General features: G+C 38.6%; 24 protein-coding genes. All 24 read right to left on the bottom strand.

The annotated features are described in order from the left end of the window. Position 1 precedes the first annotated feature (1 nt). The 24 genes from I592_RS03095 to I592_RS02980 all read right to left on the bottom strand — a co-directional run bounded on the left by I592_RS03095 (position 2) and on the right by I592_RS02980 (position 20,225). Positions 2-823 carry a phage tail domain-containing protein gene (locus tag I592_RS03095; RefSeq protein WP_010781675.1) on the bottom strand — a complete coding sequence of 274 codons (822 nt, stop codon included), beginning with the start codon at positions 821-823 and terminating at the stop codon, positions 2-4. After that, positions 824-7,246 carry a phage tail tape measure protein gene (locus tag I592_RS03090; protein ID WP_010781676.1) on the bottom strand — a complete coding sequence of 2,141 codons (6,423 nt, stop codon included), beginning with the start codon at positions 7,244-7,246 and terminating at the stop codon, positions 824-826. Between the two features lie 15 nt (positions 7,247-7,261). Then, positions 7,262-7,420, bottom strand: coding sequence for a hypothetical protein (locus I592_RS21570; RefSeq protein WP_010781677.1), 159 nt, complete (start codon positions 7,418-7,420; stop codon positions 7,262-7,264). A 20-nt stretch (positions 7,421-7,440) separates the two neighbouring features. Next, entirely contained in the window at positions 7,441-7,752 is a 312-nt protein-coding gene (gene gpG, locus I592_RS03085) for a phage tail assembly chaperone G (protein WP_010781678.1), read from the bottom strand. A gap of 48 nt (positions 7,753-7,800) precedes the next feature. Next, positions 7,801-8,259 carry an Ig-like domain-containing protein gene (locus I592_RS03080; protein WP_010781679.1) on the bottom strand — a complete coding sequence of 153 codons (459 nt, stop codon included), beginning with the start codon at positions 8,257-8,259 and terminating at the stop codon, positions 7,801-7,803. A 72-nt stretch (positions 8,260-8,331) separates the two neighbouring features. Then, a complete protein-coding gene (locus I592_RS03075; protein ID WP_010781680.1) occupies positions 8,332-8,916 on the bottom strand; it encodes a major tail protein in 585 nt (194 codons plus the stop codon). A 72-nt stretch (positions 8,917-8,988) separates the two neighbouring features. After that, positions 8,989-9,399, bottom strand: a complete 411-nt coding sequence (locus I592_RS03070; RefSeq protein WP_010781681.1) for a hypothetical protein — start codon at positions 9,397-9,399, stop codon at positions 8,989-8,991. Next, entirely contained in the window at positions 9,396-9,800 is a 405-nt protein-coding gene (locus I592_RS03065; protein ID WP_010781682.1) for an HK97-gp10 family putative phage morphogenesis protein, read from the bottom strand. Before I592_RS03065 ends, I592_RS03070 begins: the two co-directional genes overlap by 4 nt. Beyond that, entirely contained in the window at positions 9,797-10,171 is a 375-nt protein-coding gene (locus tag I592_RS03060) for a head-tail adaptor protein (protein WP_071875871.1), read from the bottom strand. Before I592_RS03060 ends, I592_RS03065 begins: the two co-directional genes overlap by 4 nt. After that, positions 10,134-10,427, bottom strand: a complete 294-nt coding sequence (locus tag I592_RS03055) for a phage gp6-like head-tail connector protein (protein WP_010781684.1) — start codon at positions 10,425-10,427, stop codon at positions 10,134-10,136. Before I592_RS03055 ends, I592_RS03060 begins: the two co-directional genes overlap by 38 nt. Before the next feature lie 77 nt (positions 10,428-10,504). Continuing rightward, entirely contained in the window at positions 10,505-11,620 is a 1,116-nt protein-coding gene (locus tag I592_RS03050; protein WP_010781685.1) for a phage major capsid protein, read from the bottom strand. 26 nt (positions 11,621-11,646) lie between these two features. Then, the gene (locus I592_RS03045; RefSeq protein ID WP_010781686.1) at positions 11,647-12,348 is read right to left on the bottom strand and encodes a head maturation protease, ClpP-related; all 702 of its coding nucleotides are present in this window, start codon (positions 12,346-12,348) and stop codon (positions 11,647-11,649) included. Next, positions 12,332-13,483, bottom strand: a complete 1,152-nt coding sequence (locus I592_RS03040; protein WP_010781687.1) for a phage portal protein — start codon at positions 13,481-13,483, stop codon at positions 12,332-12,334. Before I592_RS03040 ends, I592_RS03045 begins: the two co-directional genes overlap by 17 nt. A gap of 21 nt (positions 13,484-13,504) precedes the next feature. Next, positions 13,505-15,151, bottom strand: coding sequence for a terminase TerL endonuclease subunit (locus I592_RS03035; RefSeq protein WP_010781688.1), 1,647 nt, complete (start codon positions 15,149-15,151; stop codon positions 13,505-13,507). Continuing rightward, positions 15,148-15,450 carry a P27 family phage terminase small subunit gene (locus I592_RS03030; protein WP_010781689.1) on the bottom strand — a complete coding sequence of 101 codons (303 nt, stop codon included), beginning with the start codon at positions 15,448-15,450 and terminating at the stop codon, positions 15,148-15,150. The genes I592_RS03035 and I592_RS03030 overlap by 4 nt, the downstream gene beginning before the upstream one ends. A gap of 104 nt (positions 15,451-15,554) precedes the next feature. After that, positions 15,555-15,752, bottom strand: coding sequence for a hypothetical protein (locus I592_RS21565; RefSeq protein ID WP_044926029.1), 198 nt, complete (start codon positions 15,750-15,752; stop codon positions 15,555-15,557). After that, on the bottom strand, positions 15,736-16,047 hold the full coding sequence (locus I592_RS03020) for an HNH endonuclease (RefSeq protein ID WP_010781691.1): 312 nt from the start codon (positions 16,045-16,047) through the stop codon (positions 15,736-15,738). Before I592_RS03020 ends, I592_RS21565 begins: the two co-directional genes overlap by 17 nt. After that, positions 16,048-16,584 carry a hypothetical protein gene (locus I592_RS03015; protein ID WP_010781692.1) on the bottom strand — a complete coding sequence of 179 codons (537 nt, stop codon included), beginning with the start codon at positions 16,582-16,584 and terminating at the stop codon, positions 16,048-16,050. Further along, positions 16,581-16,784: a hypothetical protein gene (locus I592_RS22265; RefSeq protein ID WP_010781693.1), complete on the bottom strand. Its 204-nt coding sequence runs from the start codon at positions 16,782-16,784 to the stop codon at positions 16,581-16,583. Before I592_RS22265 ends, I592_RS03015 begins: the two co-directional genes overlap by 4 nt. A gap of 1,122 nt (positions 16,785-17,906) precedes the next feature. Then, a complete protein-coding gene (locus I592_RS03005; protein WP_010781695.1) occupies positions 17,907-18,419 on the bottom strand; it encodes a hypothetical protein in 513 nt (170 codons plus the stop codon). A 342-nt stretch (positions 18,420-18,761) separates the two neighbouring features. After that, positions 18,762-19,169, bottom strand: a complete 408-nt coding sequence (locus I592_RS02995; protein ID WP_010781697.1) for a YopX family protein — start codon at positions 19,167-19,169, stop codon at positions 18,762-18,764. Next, positions 19,153-19,452: a hypothetical protein gene (locus I592_RS02990; protein ID WP_010781698.1), complete on the bottom strand. Its 300-nt coding sequence runs from the start codon at positions 19,450-19,452 to the stop codon at positions 19,153-19,155. The genes I592_RS02995 and I592_RS02990 overlap by 17 nt, the downstream gene beginning before the upstream one ends. 219 nt (positions 19,453-19,671) lie before the next feature. Continuing rightward, on the bottom strand, positions 19,672-20,001 hold the full coding sequence (locus tag I592_RS02985; RefSeq protein WP_010781699.1) for a hypothetical protein: 330 nt from the start codon (positions 19,999-20,001) through the stop codon (positions 19,672-19,674). Further along, entirely contained in the window at positions 19,998-20,225 is a 228-nt protein-coding gene (locus tag I592_RS02980; RefSeq protein WP_010781700.1) for a hypothetical protein, read from the bottom strand. Before I592_RS02980 ends, I592_RS02985 begins: the two co-directional genes overlap by 4 nt. Positions 20,226-20,227: the final 2 nt, after the last annotated feature.

The raw sequence follows: 20,227 nt of genomic DNA, 5'->3' as shown, positions 1-20,227 counted from the left end.
CCTACTTATACAAGTAACGGAAATCCCATGAGGATTTCACGTTTGCTACATTCTGTATTTCTATCTCATTGATGCCAGGTGCTAGAGTGATTAATTCAAGATTGGTATTGATTCCACAATGAACCCCATTCAATTTAGGATAAACACGATCAATAGTGACTGTCTGCCCTAGATTCGTTGAAAATTCGGGATAGTAGATAAAACTTTCATCTGTTGTACGATTGAAAATTCTAGCATTGCCCAGTGACTCACCTTGAAGAGTGATTTTCAATGCATGTTCTCTTGGATCAATCGCAAAGTCTCCAGCATTAAATACTTGGAAACGGCTTACATCAAAACTGTACTTATAATCCACAGCTTCAAGATTTTGTGAGAACTGCCACTCATTCGATAAGTTAAATTCTGACAGTGTGGTTGAGAGCGATTCAGAACAAGCACTAGGAACATCGAAGGTGATTTCTATAGTCGAGTAGTCGTTTTCTTCTTCAGTAAGTTCAAAATTAACTGGATTCACTCTAAATCTTTTTCCAGGACTCAATTCATGTGTCACATAATACTGATAGCCGGGGAAAAATATTTGATGTAACTCTGTTACTATCAATTCTTTGTCATATTCATTTTTATAAAATATGTCGAAAGTGAGGACTAATTCAAAAGGACGAAAAGAGGCATTTGATTCTCTGCTTCCGTTCGTCCCTTCAAACTCTTCATACTTAACTTCGTATATAGGAGCTTGTCTTTTAATCTCCTTGCATACTATTTTATCTTTAACTTGTGGGTCAAATATTTTCCCATTCTGGTTAAACAATAATCTATAAAACAATTAGAAGCCATCTCCTATCGTGTAACCTAATTTATTTAGATCGTTACCCATCAAATCGTTTGCAGCTCTCCCAATTGATTCCTTAGTTATTCCACTTTCTTTATTCAATATCGCTCTCAAAATCCTCATCAAATCACTGTGTTGTTTTTGTTGTTGCTTAATCAGTGCTACTAATTCTGCTGTATTATCAACTCTTGCAGACTGTTTCGAAGTGTTTTTATTATCCCCCGATAGGAAAGCCAAAGCCTGACCCATCAGTTCAATAGCTCTTGTTTTTCGAGTCAAAGGAATAACCATCTCTGGCTTGTTACCTTCACCAGCTCTGTAAAGACCATCTTTATTGATCAAGCCCCCATTTTCGTAACCAACGCCACGATATGCAGCGGTTAACGATCCATATCTTGAAACGGCATATCTAATTGAAGCCAAGATATTAGATAATGGATCATAAATGTTTTTGTTGTACCCCGGCCGCGCGTGAGCTTGGAATGTTGAATCGATTGTTTGAAGCAATCCTTTCGAAGGAGTTCCTTTTGCAGCATTGCTATCCCACAAATTGATTGCATTTGGATTCCCGCCAGATTCAGTTTGCATTTGGTAAAGAAGAGCATTTAAATTTGTGGCAGAGAATTGACCTTCCATTTTTAACGCTTTAGTAGCAATCTTTCTCCACTGCTCAACTCCTGCAGAAGGACTATACTTAATATTCCCGTTTCCGTTAGGTACATCAGTTCCTGCTTTGAAAATATCGCCAGAACCCATCGAACCGTTCAAATGGATATGATCGTAATGGTCATTATCCGACCAACCTACCCATTTGCCACTTGAGCCAGTTCCACTAAGTCCCATACGATCGCGAACTTTACCGTTCGTAATTACATAAGCGATTTGTTTAGGAAATTTCTCGAAGGCCCAATTTGCTGCTTCTGTGTACCTCGGGCTACCGTATGGATAACCAGAAATATCTATCGCTTGATGCTTCCCATGGTAATATGGATCACCTGGACGATAACCGGAAGTAACCGTTAGACCGCCAAATTTCGACATAACTTTTTGAGCAATATCGACTAAATATTGATATACGTTATTCGCATTCATCGCACCGTCAAAACTTCCCCCGCCAAATGAATCTTCGACTTGTTTCTGCACAAAAGGATACGCAGCGTGAGTCATTAACTTAACGCTCGATTTGGTCATGTTTTTCCAAGGTTCTAAGATACTATTGTAATCGATCCTCTTATCAACTAACTTCTTAAAAACACCCTCATCATCAATCAAATCAAAGATATCAAAGTCATCCGTTCCATTGGCATAATGCGGAATATCGAAACCTTTCTTTAATTTCTTAGTAAGACTTGCATTCAGTACTTGCGCCCCTTTAGGAAGGTTGACCAATAAATCCTTGCCTTTGGCAATAAAACCACGTCCATCCGGCATCTGAACATACTCTTCATGAACTGGACCTTTTTGATCGTTGATCATCGCAAGTCCACCAGGATGTCCGTCAGTACCTTTTGCATACTGAGGAACGGTCCAATTTCCTAACTTCTTGTCGGATTCAACCTCTTTTAGAACATAGTTAACACCGCCGATTACGCCATTAACACCTTTACCGATTCCACCAACCATCTTGTTCGCTACACCATTCATCGTTGATGATAACGAACCACCCATTGAGTTTAGCCCGTTGATTAGCGATTGCATCAAGTAACTACCAGCGCTATAAAATCCACCATTCTTCGAACGTAAATTGCTAATCGAATCATTTCCCAACTGGTTAACTCTAGCTATAAATGAGCCATACAACGAGTTCCAACCGTTTAAATTATTCTGTTGCCAAGTACGGCCATTGTTGTACATAGGCGTATTGTAACTCCGAAGAGTTGTCATCGCTTGATTACAGAAGGTCTTAATTAGATTGATAAATGTTCCTGTTAAACTGTTCCAACCATTCATTAAGTTTCTATTCCACGTAACACCTTGCAAATAATTCGGATTGTTTTGGTTTCTCAATTGAGTTAGATAGTTCGAAATGAAAATCGTTTCGCTGTTCATATAAGTAGGAACAATCGAATTCCAACCATTCATTAAATTAGTCATCCACATTGAGCCAATCGGCGCATACTGATCGCCTTGAGTGATTAATTGATCAGGAGTCAACGCGGTTAAATCCGTTCCGCCTTGCACGCCAGGAATCACAGATTTTTCAGTCATAGTTCCAACTGTATCCGAGCCCGGCTGCATTGTTCTAAAAGTCAGAATCAATTCATTGATTGCCGCAATCAGTTCTGTGATTTGTGAATCTTGTGTAACCACTTGGCCGATTCCATCAGCATATCGTGGTATCAATTTAGCAGTTTGAGAAGCTTTTAATACAGACGATCCACGAGGTAAATCAAGTAACGTATTCCGTTCTTGCGGAACAAACGCACTACCGTTTGGCAATTTTACTAGCTCTTTATACTTAGAACCGCTTTGGTCATTTACTAAAGCTAAGCCGCCTTTGTGGTAGTTGGTGCCTTTCGCATAGTTGCCGGTAATTAAATTACCTTTCTCACCCATTTTTTTCTTGATCTTATCCCATGTATCATCTAGAAATGCGGTGAATTTGAAACTGATTGTTTTGTCTTGCAAGACTGAAACTTGTTGATATGACTTAACCGCTTTTTCCGCGCTTGGAGTAACTTCGTCCTTAGCAGTCATTTTCTTTTCAGGAATTTGAACACCATTGAACTGATTTAGCTTGTCTCTAGCTGTCTGTTCTTTATTCACCAAATCAGCGTTATTAGCCGTTAGAACTTTTTGTTCAGGATGATGATTTTTGTTATACTCATCAATTTTGTTTTTCGCTTGCTCTGTTTTTGTATTGACATCAAAATTGTCACCATACATTTTTTTGAGCAGCGGTAACACTTGATTGTATTGTTCAATGCTGATTGTTCCATCGTTTATCTTGGTCTTTAAATCAACATTATCGGCAAGCATATGTTTGATGTTGTCTGGAATTTGAGTCCAAGCGTTATACGATTCAGTAGAAGTGAATATCTTACTAACTAAATCAGTATTATCAGCTAATAGTTTTTTCTGGTTTACTGGGAGCTGATTCCATTGGTTGATTTGATCTTGTGTTGTGAACAGTTTATAAACCGCATCAGCATTGTCGATACCTAGTGTTTTTCGGTCTAAAACGTACTGATTCCACGCACCCATCGCGTTGATGGTTTCATAAAGCTCTAGCTTTGCTTCATCGCCATTGACCAATAACATTTTTTCGGTCAACCACAACTGATCCCATTTGCCAGCTTCGCCCATCGCGATTGCAACTTCTTCTTTTGCGTTAGAAGTCAGTTTTGCTTCTTTAACCATGAACTTAAGCTGATTCCAGCCATCGTCAGTCTGAGCAATTTCCGTCAAGACGTCCGTCATGTTCGTCTTAACTTCACCGGTTTTTGGGTCAAGGCTTAAAGCGTTCCATTGCATGTCTGCCTCAGATGTTCCCTTAGCAAACAAGCTCAAATCTTTAGTAGTATCTTTTACGCTACTCGCAACTAAAGCTGATACTTCTTCAACGTTATAGCCGTATTTTTCCCACTTGTACCAAACTTCGTCTAACGATTTTCCAGACTTTTCGCTAAGATTAGCTAAAGCGGTAATCATTTCACCAGTTTGTTCTTTGTAGTTCTTTTTAAGATTTTTAAGAAGAGTCTCGCGTATATTAGCACTTACCGATTCGTTACTTTCAATCTCTTTGCGCTGCTTTTCGTAAGATTTCTTCTCTTTGTCTAATGCTTTTTCCAGCGATTTAATTCTTGAAGAAACTTCTTTATCATTTAATTTTGATAAATCATCTTGATAAGATGTTTCGATGGCCAAACGTTGTGCTTTAGAAAAACCGGCCGCATTTAATTGCTCACTTGAAAGATTTGAATACGAAGCTTTAATAAACTTTAATTCTGAATCAGTGAGTTTCCGGTTATTATCAGAAGCATTTTGATAGATTCCATTAATCTTTTCGATTTGGTTTTTAACAGTCTTAGATGTCTCACTGTCAATTTTCTTCTGAGCTTTGACAATCTGCTCATACCATGTTTTGGTTTCGTCATCGAGCAAACTCATCTTACTGATTTTTTCTCGGCGTTCTTGTTCTTTTTTTAGAGTTCCTTCAATGGCTTTTTGAATGCCTTTGTTCGCTTCTTTTACTTTTTCAGCATTCGTATTTACGCCATCTTGATACTCGTTCATAAACTGAACGCCTTTTTCACGCAACTCATTAGATTTGTCGATTACTTTATCTTGTGACTCAGTAACTTTTGTTCCCCATCTTGCGCCGGACAGCTGATGCTCATCATATGCTTTCTTTCCAGCGTAAAGCGCTAATCCAATTGCTCCTATAGCTCCAACGCCAACTGCGGCAGGTACAGCCAGTCCAGCAATTGCCGAACCTAAACCAGCAACTCCACTAACTCCTGCGGCTCCTGCCGATGCCGTCCCGACAGATGTAACTGTGGAAGCAAAACCGGCCATCGCTTTTTTCTCAGCAGCCTTCGCAGATAGTTCAACCAATCCGCCAGCCAATCCACCGACTGCCGTTTTTGTTTTACCGATTACAGAAATACCACTGCCTAATAATTTGAGTGTTGGCCCAGCAGCCGCGGCTACTCCAATCCACTTGATAATGTTTTTTTGTTGCTCTTTATCCAGTGACGAGAAGCCTTTTGCTAAATCGCCTAAACCTTTTATAAGTGGCTTAGCCGCATCCAGTCCATCTCGCAATGCGTCAACGAATGGCCCGCCCAAATCAATAGCGGCATCCACTGCTTCATTTTTCAACATTTTCAGTTTGGATTCAGTTGTTTCATACCGCTTGTTAGCTTCTTCGGTTAACGCAGAGTTTTCTTTCCACGCTTTATTACCCGTTTTAATTGCATTATCAAATACACCACTTGCATTTGCCGCACGCAATAAACTATCACGTAGACGAACTTCTTTAATATCCATGTCGTCCAACATCTTAATTGCGGATGTTCCTTGTTTTTCTGCATTGGTTAGACCTTGGATGAATTTCATAATCGCTTTTGAAGGATCTTTTTTGAATAGTTTAGAGAATTGATCATTAGAAATCCCGGCTACTTGTGCAAAGTTTTCTAAGGACGTTTTAGACTTATCTGCTTCTTTATACATCTTTTTAAGCGAAGAGCTATTCATACCTAACGCTTCTGCCATTGACTTAAGTGGCTTTCCACCATTTACAACAGCTTGACTAACTTCACCGATTGAAAAGCCTGCATTATTAGCTTTTTCTTCTAGCTCGCCAAAAGCGCCTGTTCCTTTTTCAACCGCAAGTTGCATTTGAACCATTACTTTAGATATTGCGGAACCACCAGCTTCGGCTTCGACACCAACAGAGCTTAAAGCTGTAGCAAAACCTAAAATATCTCCTTGACTCATACCAACCTGTTTACCAGCACCGGCAATCCGTAGTGCCATTTCGGTAATTTCGGACTCGGTTGTGGCATAATTATTCCCTAAGTCAACGATAGCAGAACCGAGTTTATCAAAATCTTTCTGACTCATTTGAGTGATATTCGCAAAACGAGCCAACGATGTAGCTGCCGTTTCAGCAGACATATTCGTTGACTCACCTAAATCAATCATCGTTTTAGTAAATGATTTTACGTTTTGAGTTTTAATGCCTAACTGTCCTGCCGCTTCTGCTACTTTGGCAATTTCGGCATGACTAGATGGTAATTGCTTAGCTAAATCTCGAAGGCCAGATTCCAAATCCGCATAAGAATATGTCACATTTCCATTAGAGTCTATGACTTCATCATTCGTCTTTTTGACACCAGCGAAATCCGATTCCCAAGATACTGCGGCTTTAGTAACTGCTGCTGATCCGGCTAATAACGGTAGTGTCACACCTTTAGTCATCGCGCTGCCCATGCCAGAAACTTTCTGACCAAACGATTCAATCTTTTTACCTGACTTAATCCACTGTTCCGACTGAGTTTTTAGCTTTCCAGTGATTCCTTCGGTTTCGACTTTTACCCGAGCAATTTGACCAACTGTAGACTTAAGCTGTGCTTCGTAACTAGCCTGTTTGCCAACAGCTTGATTTAATTCATTTGCATAACGAGCTGTAGCAGTAGTTGCCTTACCGTTCGCATCAAAACTTTTATCATAGCTATCTTTCAGCTTGTTAACATATTTCTCGTTGGACTCCATTGTCTTACTCAGTCCAGCGTACTTCGCTTGTAATCCGCCTAATTTGTCGCCCGATGAATTCATAACTTTCATCTGAGATTGCATGGCCTTCATGTTATACGTGACGCTTTTCTTAGCTCCAGCAAGTCCTTTAGAAAAGGCGGAACTATCCAAGTCCAAAATGACTTTCATATTTCCTAATGGTTTTCCATTTGCCATAGTTTTCCTCCTTCCCTAAATTGATTTAACGAAGTCGTTCAAAGAGACTTCTTTTTGTTTATTCTTTTTCGGAGTAGAACAAGCGACACTGATTAACGTATCGAATGAGCTATTTTCAATATCTGAGAGTGACCAACCTTGTTTCACCAATTCTCTGCACATCTCGAAATACATTTCTTCCGCCTCTTCAGGCGTTACTTTTTTGCGTCAGGATCCGGATTATCTTCTAATCCCATTACTTGTCCTAAAAGTCCATCTAAAATTTCTCTTGTTTGATCAGACGGTAATCCTTCTAAAATTTGGTCAGCGGTCAATTTATCAGCTTTAAATAGTTCAACTGCAAAATTTAAATACAAATCTAACTGATCCCACACCATGACTTTGTCACCATTTAGCTTTTTTATTGTTTGCAATGCCAAACGGTAATCCTTGCCAGTTGTATCTAATTTTTCGAATACTTCCTTTTTACCTTTTGAATTTTTTAACTCGATTCGTACTTGTGCCATCTTTGATTTCCTCCTGTTTTATACAAAATAAAAAGACTAGTCGTGAGACTAGCCTTCTGCTTTAGCTTTTGCTGTAACCGTACATTTTGCTGCTTTTCCGCCGTCAGTCGTCGTAAACGAGATTTCCGTCGTTCCGTCAACTGTAGCGTCTGATTTAACAGTGACCGTTCCGCCGCTTACTGTAGCGATTGCGGTATTTGAACTTGCCCACGCGCCGCTTTTATCGGTGGCGTTAGCCGGCGCTACTGTAGGTGTCAATTTAAGTGTTGCACCTTGCTCAACGTCAGCTGCTGTTTTATCTAAAGTCACGCCTGTTACCGCAATCGGTAATGTTTTAAAAGCTGGAATATCAACTTTTGCTGATTCCACATCTCCAGAAACACGCACTGCAGTGTAGTCACCTTTCGCTACTTGCGTATTTGCTGCTACACCAGTGATTGAAAGAGGGCTTGCGCCCTCAGTTACTTTTGTTCCGTCCTTTTTATAAATTCTAAATGTATCTACCATTTTTACTCTCCTAACTTAATGCAATTGTTGCCCCATCAGTAGTTGCCGTCACTTTACCAACGGCGGGGCTTGCTACTCCCCCGCTGGGAATGCCATTGTACGCATAGCAGTGATCGCTGTTTCTTCTTTACCAACATATTTAGCCACTGATTGTCCGTTAGCATCACCGTCAGCATCATTTGCAATTGCAGAGAATACGTATTCTTCGGCTTCCGGTTCAAAAGCATCATTAGTAGTCGTATTCAAGTTGATGGCTTCGCGGCTGAACTTACCCTTGAAGATGGTTAACATTGCTGTTTCTCCACTTAAGTCTTCTGATTCCATCAAAACGGCGCAATACGGTGGCTCAGTATCCTCGCCTAGGAAACTAATTTTATTTTCGCCGGTTTTGTATCCCAAAATCTTGTCATTCAAGTCTTCTGGTAAATCAAGCAAACCAAACGTTGCGGAAATATCCCCAGTTCCTTTTTGAGAAATGTAGTAAGCGATATTTGACCCGTACACTTTCGTCGCTTCTTTAGATAATCCGCTAATTTCTGCCGATACAGTGGCCCCTTTATCTTGTTTACCTTCAATAACAAATTGATTAGCTGTTGGAATTTTACCGTCCTTATCAAAAATTCCGATTGTCATTTTTTTAAATCCGACTAAAGTCATAATTTATTTCCTCCTAATTTTGACAACAAAAAAAGACACGAGTTTTCGTGTCTTGATTCCTGTTATTCTGTTTTAATATTGTGTATCGTAAATTCGTGTATTCCCGTCATATCGTCGAGCGTCTACATAACGTTTCGTCTCCGAAAAGTATTCGTCTAAACCTTGACCATTCACTTGGCCAAAGCCGAGCTTCTTCATCTCTTTTTTAATTTCATATTGCATTTGTTTGCATGTTGCTCTGTATTTAGACTCAACATCAATTTGTATTAGATGTTCAATAGAAAGTTCTTTATCGCTTCCGTGATAGGCTTCGTTTGGGACGTCCACAGGTCTAATTGTAATGAATGGTCCAGTTTTATCCGCCGTTTCTGGTTGTTCGTAATACTTGATGCGATATTCTTCTGTTTCATCATTGAACGTCATGTTTTTGATGTATTCATTGTTACACAGCAATTCATAGATATTACCAAGCATATCTTTCATAGGTTTCTCTTTACCTCCGATGCCACTGTCTCGAAGTACAATGGTTCAGAATTCTTTAACGATTTTGTAATAACGCCAAATCCGCGCGGTTTTATTTGACGTCCATTTCTCGTATAACCCCATTCGTTCAAATGAATAAGCCTGTAACGCTGATGAGGCCCATTCCATCCTATTTCAGCCTCGGCTTTGTAGTTTCTGTAAGTTGCGTTTTTACGGACAACTTCGTCAATCGTGTATCCTTTATCTTTAAAGACTAGCATGTCTGTTTGAAGTTTCTTCTCAACTATTTCTGCTCCAGAATTTATCGCTTTTCGCGTTATGTTCTTCGTCTTGTTAATTCCAAGACTTTTTTCCAAAGATTGTAAGGTTTCTTGTACGCCCCTAAATTCTACGTTACTCATTTTGCGTACACCGCTAATAAAATTGTTATAAATCTGTTGTCTGAAAAGTCGTTTCTAACATCAATAATATTCCATCGTATTAATTGGTACCGACGGTCTAAAACTTCAACGAAATGTTTGTTAATTGGTAGATAATCTTCATGAGGATCACGGATTTTAATTGTTACCGCTTGTTTTGTTTCGATGGAGTTCAATATCTCTAAATCTTTCATTGACGGATTATAGATTTCCGCGAAACAGGTATACAGAACTTTTTTCTCTTCTTCACCAGGATCTGGGCCTTTATGTGGCTGATATTCATAAAATTCAATTGGCGTTCGTAGATTGCCGGAACTAGTTTTTGGTGGTAGATACTTCTGTCTCACTAGCATCATCCCCCTTATACTTTTCAAAAGACAAACCTAATATTTCGCTCAGGAAATTATCTTCAAAAAATTCTAGAGAATCGTTATACACATAACGGGCTCGTGAAAAGATAAGTGTTTTAGCACGCTTATCATTTTCATCGAGACCCGTTTTACTGATGATATAGAGTTTCGATTCCTCTAGTATTTCTTCTAAACTATTGTCTTCTGATGAATGACTGATATGCATTCGTTTTTTAAACTCTTCTAATAGTTTTTCCAATAGAAACTCCCCTTTCTATTGCAGTGTGATTGTTGCTCCGTCCGGTGTCGGTACAACAGTTTTCACTACTGGGGTCGTTACTCCCCCTCGGGGATTTCCAATGTCCACAATGCTGCTGCTTTATCGTCTTTAGCTTTTCCGTATGCAAATTGCTTAGCAGTGTATAGATCTAAATCTTCGATTGCCAATGTTTGGTCAAATTTTTGAATTTTAATACCGCCACCTAAAAAGCCATCGTAACGACCTTTGACAAATGTAAGAACCTCACCAGCTTTTTGAGCTACAGATTCGACAATGTCTAAGTTGTAAGGTAATGCAGTTACATACACTCCATTCGCATTCAAATGTGTATATTGCGTTTTAACATCCCAAGCATCACTAGGATTCACAACCATCGTAACTAGTCCTTCGACGGCCAATGATTTACCGTTTTCTTTGACGCTGTGGTATTTAAATACTTTTGTCAATTCCTTCACAGTTGCTTTCGAATCTGCAAATGTCAATTTTCCAGATGCTGTTTTAACTGGATACTCGCCATCAGTTACAGATGTACCTTTTGCGACTTTACGATTTAAACCAATCGGTTGTTCTTTACCCGAACCCGCTAAAAATGCTAATTCCAAAGCAACAGAAAAAGCTTCGTTGATTTGTGCCATTACAAATGATTGAATCCATGCAGGTCCAAAGTCTTGTAAATCTTTTGGCACTACAACAAATGCAGTTAGTTTGTTTGAAATAGATTCTTCTTCGCTGAATGCTGCATCTAACTGACCTTTGATCTCGCCGAAGATTTTACCCCATACAGCAACACCCTGTGTTTCAGATTTCAAGAATTTCAAACGTAGCCCAGCATTTTTCAGGCCAATTTTCGCTAATAATGGATGTTCAGTCACTAAGTCTTCAAAAATACGGTCAATTGTTTCCTGAGGGATTAGTTTTTCTTCCTTGTAACCAACTTCTGTATTGATCTCATTGAAGAATTTGCGTTCGTTCGCAGTTAATTTAGCATCTGCCGGTGTTCCTGCTGCATATTTCTCTGCTTCCTCGCGAGCTTGACGTTTTGCTTCGTTTAGCAACTCATCGATCATTTGCCCGTACAGTTCATTTTGTTTGTCTTTCGGCTCATCATTCTGCACTGAATTAATGAACGTTTCGCGAATCGATTTAAATTCGTTTGATAATTTTAATGTCATTTATCATTTCCTCCTATTTTTGGGTATTAAAAAAAGAACCTTGCAAACCCCTTGTTTTCAGGTTGCGGTTCTTGTTTTTCTGTTTCAGTATTTAGTTTTTCAATCACTTTATTTGCGATCTCATCTAAATCAGGGTTTAACTTCTCTGCAAATTTCTCCATCACGTTTTTAGGGATGACTGGGGTTAGACTTGCAACCAATTTTGGTGCATCTGTATTTTGGAACATCACTTCATCAGCAAAGCCAGCCTCTACAGCTTGTTGAGCATTAAACCATGTTTCAGATTCCATCAATTGCAACAATTCATCTTTCGTTTTGCCAGTCTTTAGTTGGTATGCGTTGCTTAATGATACCGCCCAGTTTTCAAGATATTCAGCGGTAAACCTCATATCATTATGATCACCGGCTGTTGAAATCCATGGATTATGAATCATGATCTGTGCAGTTGGGCTGATTTCAACCTTGTTTCCTGCCATCGCAATAACTGAAGCAGCAGAAGCCGCAATGCCTACGACTTTGACGTTTACATCGCCAGAATAGTCTTTTAGCATCGTGTAAATTTCACTTCCTGCAAAGACATCACCACCACCAGAGTTAATCACGACTTCTAATGGTTCGTTTGATTCCGGTAAGATAATGTCACGTGGGGCTGTGCTATCCATTTCGAACCAGTCATACATCCACTTTTCATCATTCGAGATAATCGTTCCCTTAATTTCCATCTTCATCTACGTTCTCACCTCCTTCCAATTCTGTTGAATAGTTCTTAGTCATCACGTACACATCACCACCCTCACGAGGTTCTAATCCGTATTCTTTGCGTACGCCATTGATGTTCATAAATCCACTAGAAATAAGCTTGTCGATTTTCTCAGCATCTTTAACTGGATCAGGTTTATCGATTCCTGAAATATCAACATGCTTTCCTGCACGAAATTCTTGGATCTCAAACAACTTAGCATTCAATTCATCTTCTATTTTCTTCTGGAGTGGTTTCACACAGAAATCGATGTAAGAAGTCATGTTCTGTTCTAAATCAGCCATTTCGCCGTGTACCAACGCAGGCGGGATGCCGATGAGTTTCGCAACTTCTGAAATCATGGCTGATTTTAATTTTCCTAACTCCTCAAATGATTGGTTTGTTTCTCCTGACTTACTAGACAGCTCCGAATAATCGAACCCCTTTGTAATCGGCACCAAAGCAATTGGCTTCTTGAACGCCTGAAACATCTTGTCGATGAACCCTTGAAGTTTTTTCTGCTTTTCATCATCCGAACCTTGTAATTGTCCAACTCCCACAGTCCCTCGAATTTGATAGTTTCGCAGTGATACTTCTAACATTCGGCCAAACAACTCTCCGTAATCACCAAATAGCCCTGAAATATAATTCTCCAGCGCTTCATTATTGTATTTGAGATAAATTACTTCATCCATTGAAAATTTTCGCTTGAATGTATAGTTTTTTACTGTCACTGATTCAAATGTATCATCGTATAATGCATATTCATTACGCACCCACGAGTCCGCAATCAGTAAATCATCTGTATCTGTTAGAATCACTAAAACTTCATTGTCAAATAGTAGTTTATAAACAAAATACTGCCAGAAATCTGTGGATGATTGATCAGTGTTAGGTCGAATATTCAATTTGTAGTACCAGTCGCCTTTATCTAGGTTATCTCCATCCATAATTCGAAACTCCGCCTGACTGATTGTCCGTGCTAAAAAGTTTATACATGTATCAATAGATAGTTTTTTAAGATAAGCTCGTTCAGAATCATCTTGAAAGAATTCTAGTCCCATCAACGTTTCTAACTCAGAATTTTTCTTGTAAATCGATAGCCAGTTTTGAAACTTACTCAATAAATCTCACCTCCTCTCCTGCTAGAAATTGATTCCGTCCATGAGATCTAAGAAGCCGGAAATATCGGTTTCTTCGATCTCGTCTGATTTGTAAAGAGCCATCAAAAACGCCTGAAAACCATCCGTTTTACGTGTCTTTTCTTCTTTTTTAAGATAGGTCTTGTTACCCAGAGCATCTGTTTTAACCAATGTATTCTGTACGTACCAGCGCATGAGAGGGTTATCCTCAAAGATTATCTTTTTATTAGCAAAACTGTCCTCTACAATTGGTGCCACTTTTGAATGTACTCCACGAGGATTTCGAATGAATTCATATTCAAAACCGTACTCTTCTAATAATGGTTTTAAGAGGTCCATACGAAAATTGTCGGCAACGACTTTTTGAATACCATAGTAGTCACGTTGATTATCTAACCAACGAACGATATGCATTGGATCGATAGAAGGTTCATCAACAATTGTCAACAACCCTCTTTGTTCCCATTCTTCAATCGGGGCTTTCAACTTAACCATTTGTAAGAAGCCTTTCCTCACAAATGAATGAGTTTTCCAAACATATCGACCTTCTATTTTGAACAACAACCCTACACTTGCAAAATCTCGAATACTTGCGTAGTCGAACCCAGCTATCGCCGTTCTGTGCAGCAATTCTGGGTAAGGTCTATTTGTCGCCAGAATGTTTTCCCATGAAGTAACGTCTTTTTCAACATCTTCTTCAGGCAAATTCATACGCTTTGTCATAAAGGCTAAACGGCCACCAGGGTTCGTGTTCAGTGCCAAGTATTGTTTTTTCACTTTATTAAATAGACGTTTAGAACGACCTATAATAGGTTTTTCAAAAGCCGGATTTGCCTTCTCCCACATGTCATATTCGTCGACTTCTGCTTTATCATCTAGTTTGCAGATAAAAGGAAAAATTCGATCATCATCAGGGTTATCTCCATTCATGACATCCCTGCAACGCTCAACCAATTGATCATAAAATCCTTCACGTACAAAGCCATCTGTTCCAATGAAAAACTCACGAGGATTAGCTACTTTACCGAGCCCACCACTAAAAACGTCTACAGTCGCTCGATTTTCCATCTCATGTATTTCATCATAGATTACGCATCCCTCACGACCGCCATCTTTAGTTGAGGCGTTAGAAGTTTGAAACGTAAACACGCTTTTAGTAGCTACCCCTGTAATCTGTGCTTTTTTGTGATCAAAAGATTTTTGCAAACCTTTTTCAGCTTCTATCTTATTGAATGATTCATCAAAAGATACTTTCGCTTGTTTTTCCGAGTTGGCTACTACGGAAACATTGTAATTACGAATCCCATGTAATGGACTAATAAAGTAAGTCGCTAATGTGGTGATAAAACCATTCTTACCGCCACCACGACCCATGGAAATAAAAAATTCTTCAAAAAATAGTTCATCATCTTCTTTGAAGTACAAAAAAATGAACGGAGCTATAAATTTCTCCCATGGATCTAAAGAGAAAAACCACCGTTCACTAAAACTTATGTAATTGTCTATTTGTTGATCATCAAAATATAGGTCATTCCGGCTAAGCACCTCTCTTTTGAGGTACTTAATTAAATCTACTCGATCTTTATTAAGCTTTATTTCCCCACTCTCATATCGATTAAAATAGTCTTCAATGTATTTATGGCTGATCATACCAAATCACTTCCGTCGTCCGGACGGTCATTATCATCAATAAAAATAAAGGACCGTTCAATAGCAAGAAGCTGAGTATTGATTTTTGTTTTCTCGACAATGGCAGGGTTAGGTTTCAAGAATCGTTGTGAGCCGTTTTCTGTGATCACCATTGAGCCATCTTCTTTGATACTCTCGTCAAGTTCATAGAAGATTTCTAGAAGATTAATATATCTATTAATTTTTTCAATTTCTTTTTGAGATTCTGTATCAACTTTTGTAGTCAACTCTTTTTCTAATTTCTTGATATTGTATTTCATACCTACCCCCCCTTCACGAGAATTTTCGATATTTCTGCGGAGTCGAGCCCATCCACCGGTTTCCAAAATCTCATTTAACATTGAAATATTTTAGACCGGGGGGCTTACAACTCTTGCAACAATTTGATTAACGATTCTTTCTTACATTTAATTTGTTCCTTTTCCGACATTAAGTTAAACATCGAAATAAATACTTGCTCGATTTTTTCACCTTGTTCTTCGTCCTCTTGTTTAATTAATTCCAAGTAAACATTAAACATCCCGTTAACTAATTCTTCCAAATCGTCACCACCATTCATCATCAAATTTTTTCTTACGTTCTGCGCCGCGATAATTCATACGACTATGCCGTTTATTGTGGCATTCTTTGCACAATGTTCTTAGATTATCTATATCAGTAGCAAATTCTGGATGATATTCAAGCTCTTTAATGTGATCCACTTCCAAGATAGAATCGTTAACAGTTGTAACCTTGCCTTCTTCTTTACACCACAGACATTCGTAGTGATCACGTTCCAGCACTTCTTTCCTTAGCTGCTTCCACTCGCTTGATGAATAGAACTTAGCTCTGTCTGCTTTAGTTGTTACTTCAATCATCTACATGTCCCGCTTGTGTCCAATGATCTTCTTATCGAGGTACTTATCATTCGATGTTGAGTAGTATTCTATGTTGATGTCATTGGCTGAATCATCAGGCCACTCTCCGGTCGTCCTGTAATGATACGAGATATCCACCAAAGCTTTAGGCATCTCGTCCACCCGCTCGCCTCGATACCAGACTTCAGGGACCGAATCAGTATCCTTCAGTTTGATTTCTAGTAGGTTAGGTTCTTGTTTGTTATTCAGATACTTTAGGCTTTGTTCAAGCGAGTTCATTGATTTAACTCTTGCTTCTGCCCCAACAAAATCATTAGTAAATCGTTCCACTGCATAAGCATTCTGAAGTTCCATAGCGTCCCTTATTCCAGGAAGATAGCTATAGAAACTATCAACCAGTAATTTCCCACGTGGTATACTTTCAAAGTCTCCACCTGTAAACACAAACGTAGCCGGATGTGATTGTCTAATTGCTCTTCCTATGCATTCCGATGTTACTATGTTGTATCCTTCATGTATATAATCTATTAGTTTCATTTCAACCACCTCTTTATGTTTGCCTGTATATGTTCATCCTTAAACCAACCAATACCAATGAGAACCAACTTGCACTGATCAATCTCATTCGGTGTCGCTTCATCCGTCAGCTCAACAATGGTATAACGCTTTGCTATCTGCGCAGACATTGCGCGCTGCGGATAGTTACCTGCCAATGAAATGTACCAGTGGTTTCTCATTTGGATCAGCCCTTTCTTCGATGTATCTTTCTTCCGTATCGCCTAATGACTTCATTGTTTTCTTTACGTTCATATGTATTGCTTTTAATTGGTGTTCGAATAGTAAAATATGGAACAGTATTAGACCAAGCATATATGTTAGTCACCTCATACCTTTGTTCTAAATATTGCGGTCGATACATTCAAATCACTCCTTGTACAAAATAAAAAGACCGCCTAAGCGATCTTGATTATGTATCATTTTAAAAACTCAAAACTCAACAGATTCAGGCTTTTCTTCCTGCTTTAATTATTTTCAAGGTTATTGGGTAACACGCCCAAGAAGGCTGAACACTACCGAGCTACAGTAATGCTTCTTCTTGCTTTTCGTGCGTGGTCTGGCATAACAGCCAACAACTTTCACTTGAACATTCAGCATATTATTGTTAAACATTATTAGCCATTTTTTGGCTTAGCATCTGTTTACTCCAAAGAGCTGATAAGTTAAGCTACTCGTGCCAATTTCTTTCGTCATACACCTATTTCTAGGTTTCTCATCAGTAGCGATTGTTTTGAGTTTTCTTAGGTTTGCTTAGTTTCTCACGCTAACCCTAACTAAGATTATTCTCCACTGGAGCGTCTATTGTCTCGCCCGAAAGTCTTGCACCTTACCTCTGCATAATTTCCACACAACGCTTTGCGTATAATGGCTTTTACCACTAGTTCCGATCATATTACCGGACGCATCCTTCTGTGATCCATACCCAAATCAGAACACAGTATCCCGCATTCTCACTTGTTACGACTTATCCCACATTGTCCTAGCTCGTTGTTCAAACGATCTTCACTAGGTTCGAATCTATTGAGTTTTCAATTTTCAAAAAAATAGAACGGCATGCTCAATGTAGAAATCATTATTTCATGCCGCCAATTGTTTGCCTACTCTGTTTCCGCAAAGTGGCAGTGTAGTCAAAAAGAGAATAACCCACCAAGCTAGACGAATGTTTATTAAAAGGTATAAGGAGAAACTTCATGCCAATAAAGTTAGTTTGAGTCGTCTGCTTGATGGATTAATCATACTTATTTCACGTTATCATGTTAATACATTAATAGTCGCATTGTGGTGCATAAAATGTGCATTTACTATAGTTCGTTAAAAATATCTATACCAAAAAGATAAATTGATAGATCATCTATAGCATCATCTTTATTTCTAAGGATAGTTGTTCTATCGACATCATATTTATCTGCTATTCGATCAATTGATAACCCATCAATATAAAAGTCTTTTAGGATGTTATACCTTCTTGATTTCGATTTTTTAGTCTCTCCTTTGCATACGCGCTTGTATTTCTCAAGACTGTCATCAACATGCCACATCATTTTGACAGTTTTCACTTGATTCTCCATCAACGCATCAATTGTCATTCGCCCTTTGTACCAAAGGGAAGTTTCGTTAGTTTCATTTATTCTGGTGTGCATGCTATCGCAATGAGCTTTTAATTTATAATAATTTTCTAGCAATAGTTTCGTATTATGAAGTGATCTACTTTTGAATTCTTTTCTAGCTTTCTCTTTATCCTTCTGATCCAGCTTATGGACTTCTAAAGCAATTCTCTTTATTGATTTATCCCCTAGTTCAATGATTTGCTTCAAAACATTTCCTCCCAATAATTTTGTTATGCACATATTAACAGCTTTATCCACAATATATTGTGTTTCTGCGAATTAACGAAACCATATATTGTATTTCATTGCTTAATTGGCGACGTTACTAGATCTACTCGATGCCGTCTTTTTTATTTCTTAAGTAGATTCGACACCATAAAATGCTAATACTTTTATAAATATCCCGTAAGCGATCACCAATTAAACAAACCGCGTAGAGTAATATGAACAAAAGTGATCTATTCCCGTCTTCTACGAACACATATATAGTGGCCATCACCAACAAAAATATTGGATACGCTGCAGCTAAAAATTCTTGAATTTTCTTTATCATCCTTCCACCTCCAACAACTCTGGGTTTTCGTAGATGTTGCCGATAACTTCTATAAAAGGTTTAAGCTCAGCTAATATTAAATTCCCAGCTAACCAAGATAGCGAATATTCTGACCAACCAATTACATAATTTCCATTTATTTCAATACCGATTCCATTGTCATTTTTTTGAAAAGGATGATTAGATACTTTAACAATATCCCCTTCAAATATCTCCACGCCGTTCTTGTCTTTCAGTCCTGTTGATTGCATGAGGTTTACTTGTGTTAAACTCCTGTTAACCACATATCCGTTAGGTAGATGAACGGAAACAGCTTCTAACTCGTAGTCTCTACTAAAATATAGTGCACCAACATTACACATTTCGGCTGTTTCCTTATCCCACGCTCTAAACTTCGGTATCATTGTTGTCCTCCGATCGATATTTTCTAACTTTATCTTCATAAATGGCAATTTCTTCCGCAGTTGCCGGAACCAGCCTATACGTGTCGAATCCAGCTCCAAAATGGCAGTAGATATTTTTATTGGCCCATTGATACCAATCTCCCCATGCAAGTTGCGTTAATTCGTCATCTTCTAAAATATCGTTCCAAACATCATGATTAGAAATTTTTGTGATTTTGGCAAAAGCTGGCGGCTTAGCATCAGATAATTTATAAATTTTCCCGATTTCGATATCCAGTATCATATGTTTCACTTCCACTTCTTATTTGATGTACAATACATACGAGCTGGTACTCCTTTTTTATTGATCCTTTCAATGTCCAGCTCACTGACCACTGACTTATCCCGGTGGTCTTTTTGTGGTAAAATTATTTTGTCTAGCGGAAACTAGACGAAAGTTTCTTTTTCTCAGACAGCCAGTGGTCGGCTGTCTTTTTTTATGCAGTTGGGTCGGTTAGCGGAACTAAAAATTATCCCAACGATCATCTAACCGTCGCCGCATTTCTTCCATCTCTTCTTTCAGTCGTTTCATTTCTTTATCATGGATTGCTCGTTTATTGATATTCTTTTCTTGAAGCTTTTTCCACTCATCATAACTATCTTCAAAAATGAACACCCACAAAAACGCTAGCAATAGAATGAATAGTGTTCCGACCATATAGACAAGAATCACTATGCCTGCAACCTTATCATTGTCCCAGTCCGTAAAAATACAACCAAACACTCCAATTAGTGTTGGTGACAGAACCAGCAAAACCAATAGCGCAAATTTGAAAATGGGATTTACTTTCATTCCGCCACCTCTTTCAAGTCCTTTTGATGAATTATCTCCATGTAGCTGATCATTTCTTCCAGATAATTCTCGTTCAACTTCGTTTCTTTATATTGCGGTTCTGGCAACTTGTTTTCTCTGAGAACATTTCGAAAAGCGACTCCTATATTTCTTGTCGCATAATCAAACGTTTGCCGATATTTTTCTTGAGCCATTCCTTCAGCTCGTTCAAAAAGTGATTCCATCG

The sequence above is a fragment of the Enterococcus gilvus ATCC BAA-350 genome (genome assembly GCF_000407545.1).
GTDB classification, from domain to species: Bacteria; Bacillota; Bacilli; order Lactobacillales; family Enterococcaceae; genus Enterococcus_A; species Enterococcus_A gilvus.
The sequence above is the reverse complement of the archived record's forward strand: the minus strand, read 5'-3'. Positions and strand labels throughout refer to the sequence as shown.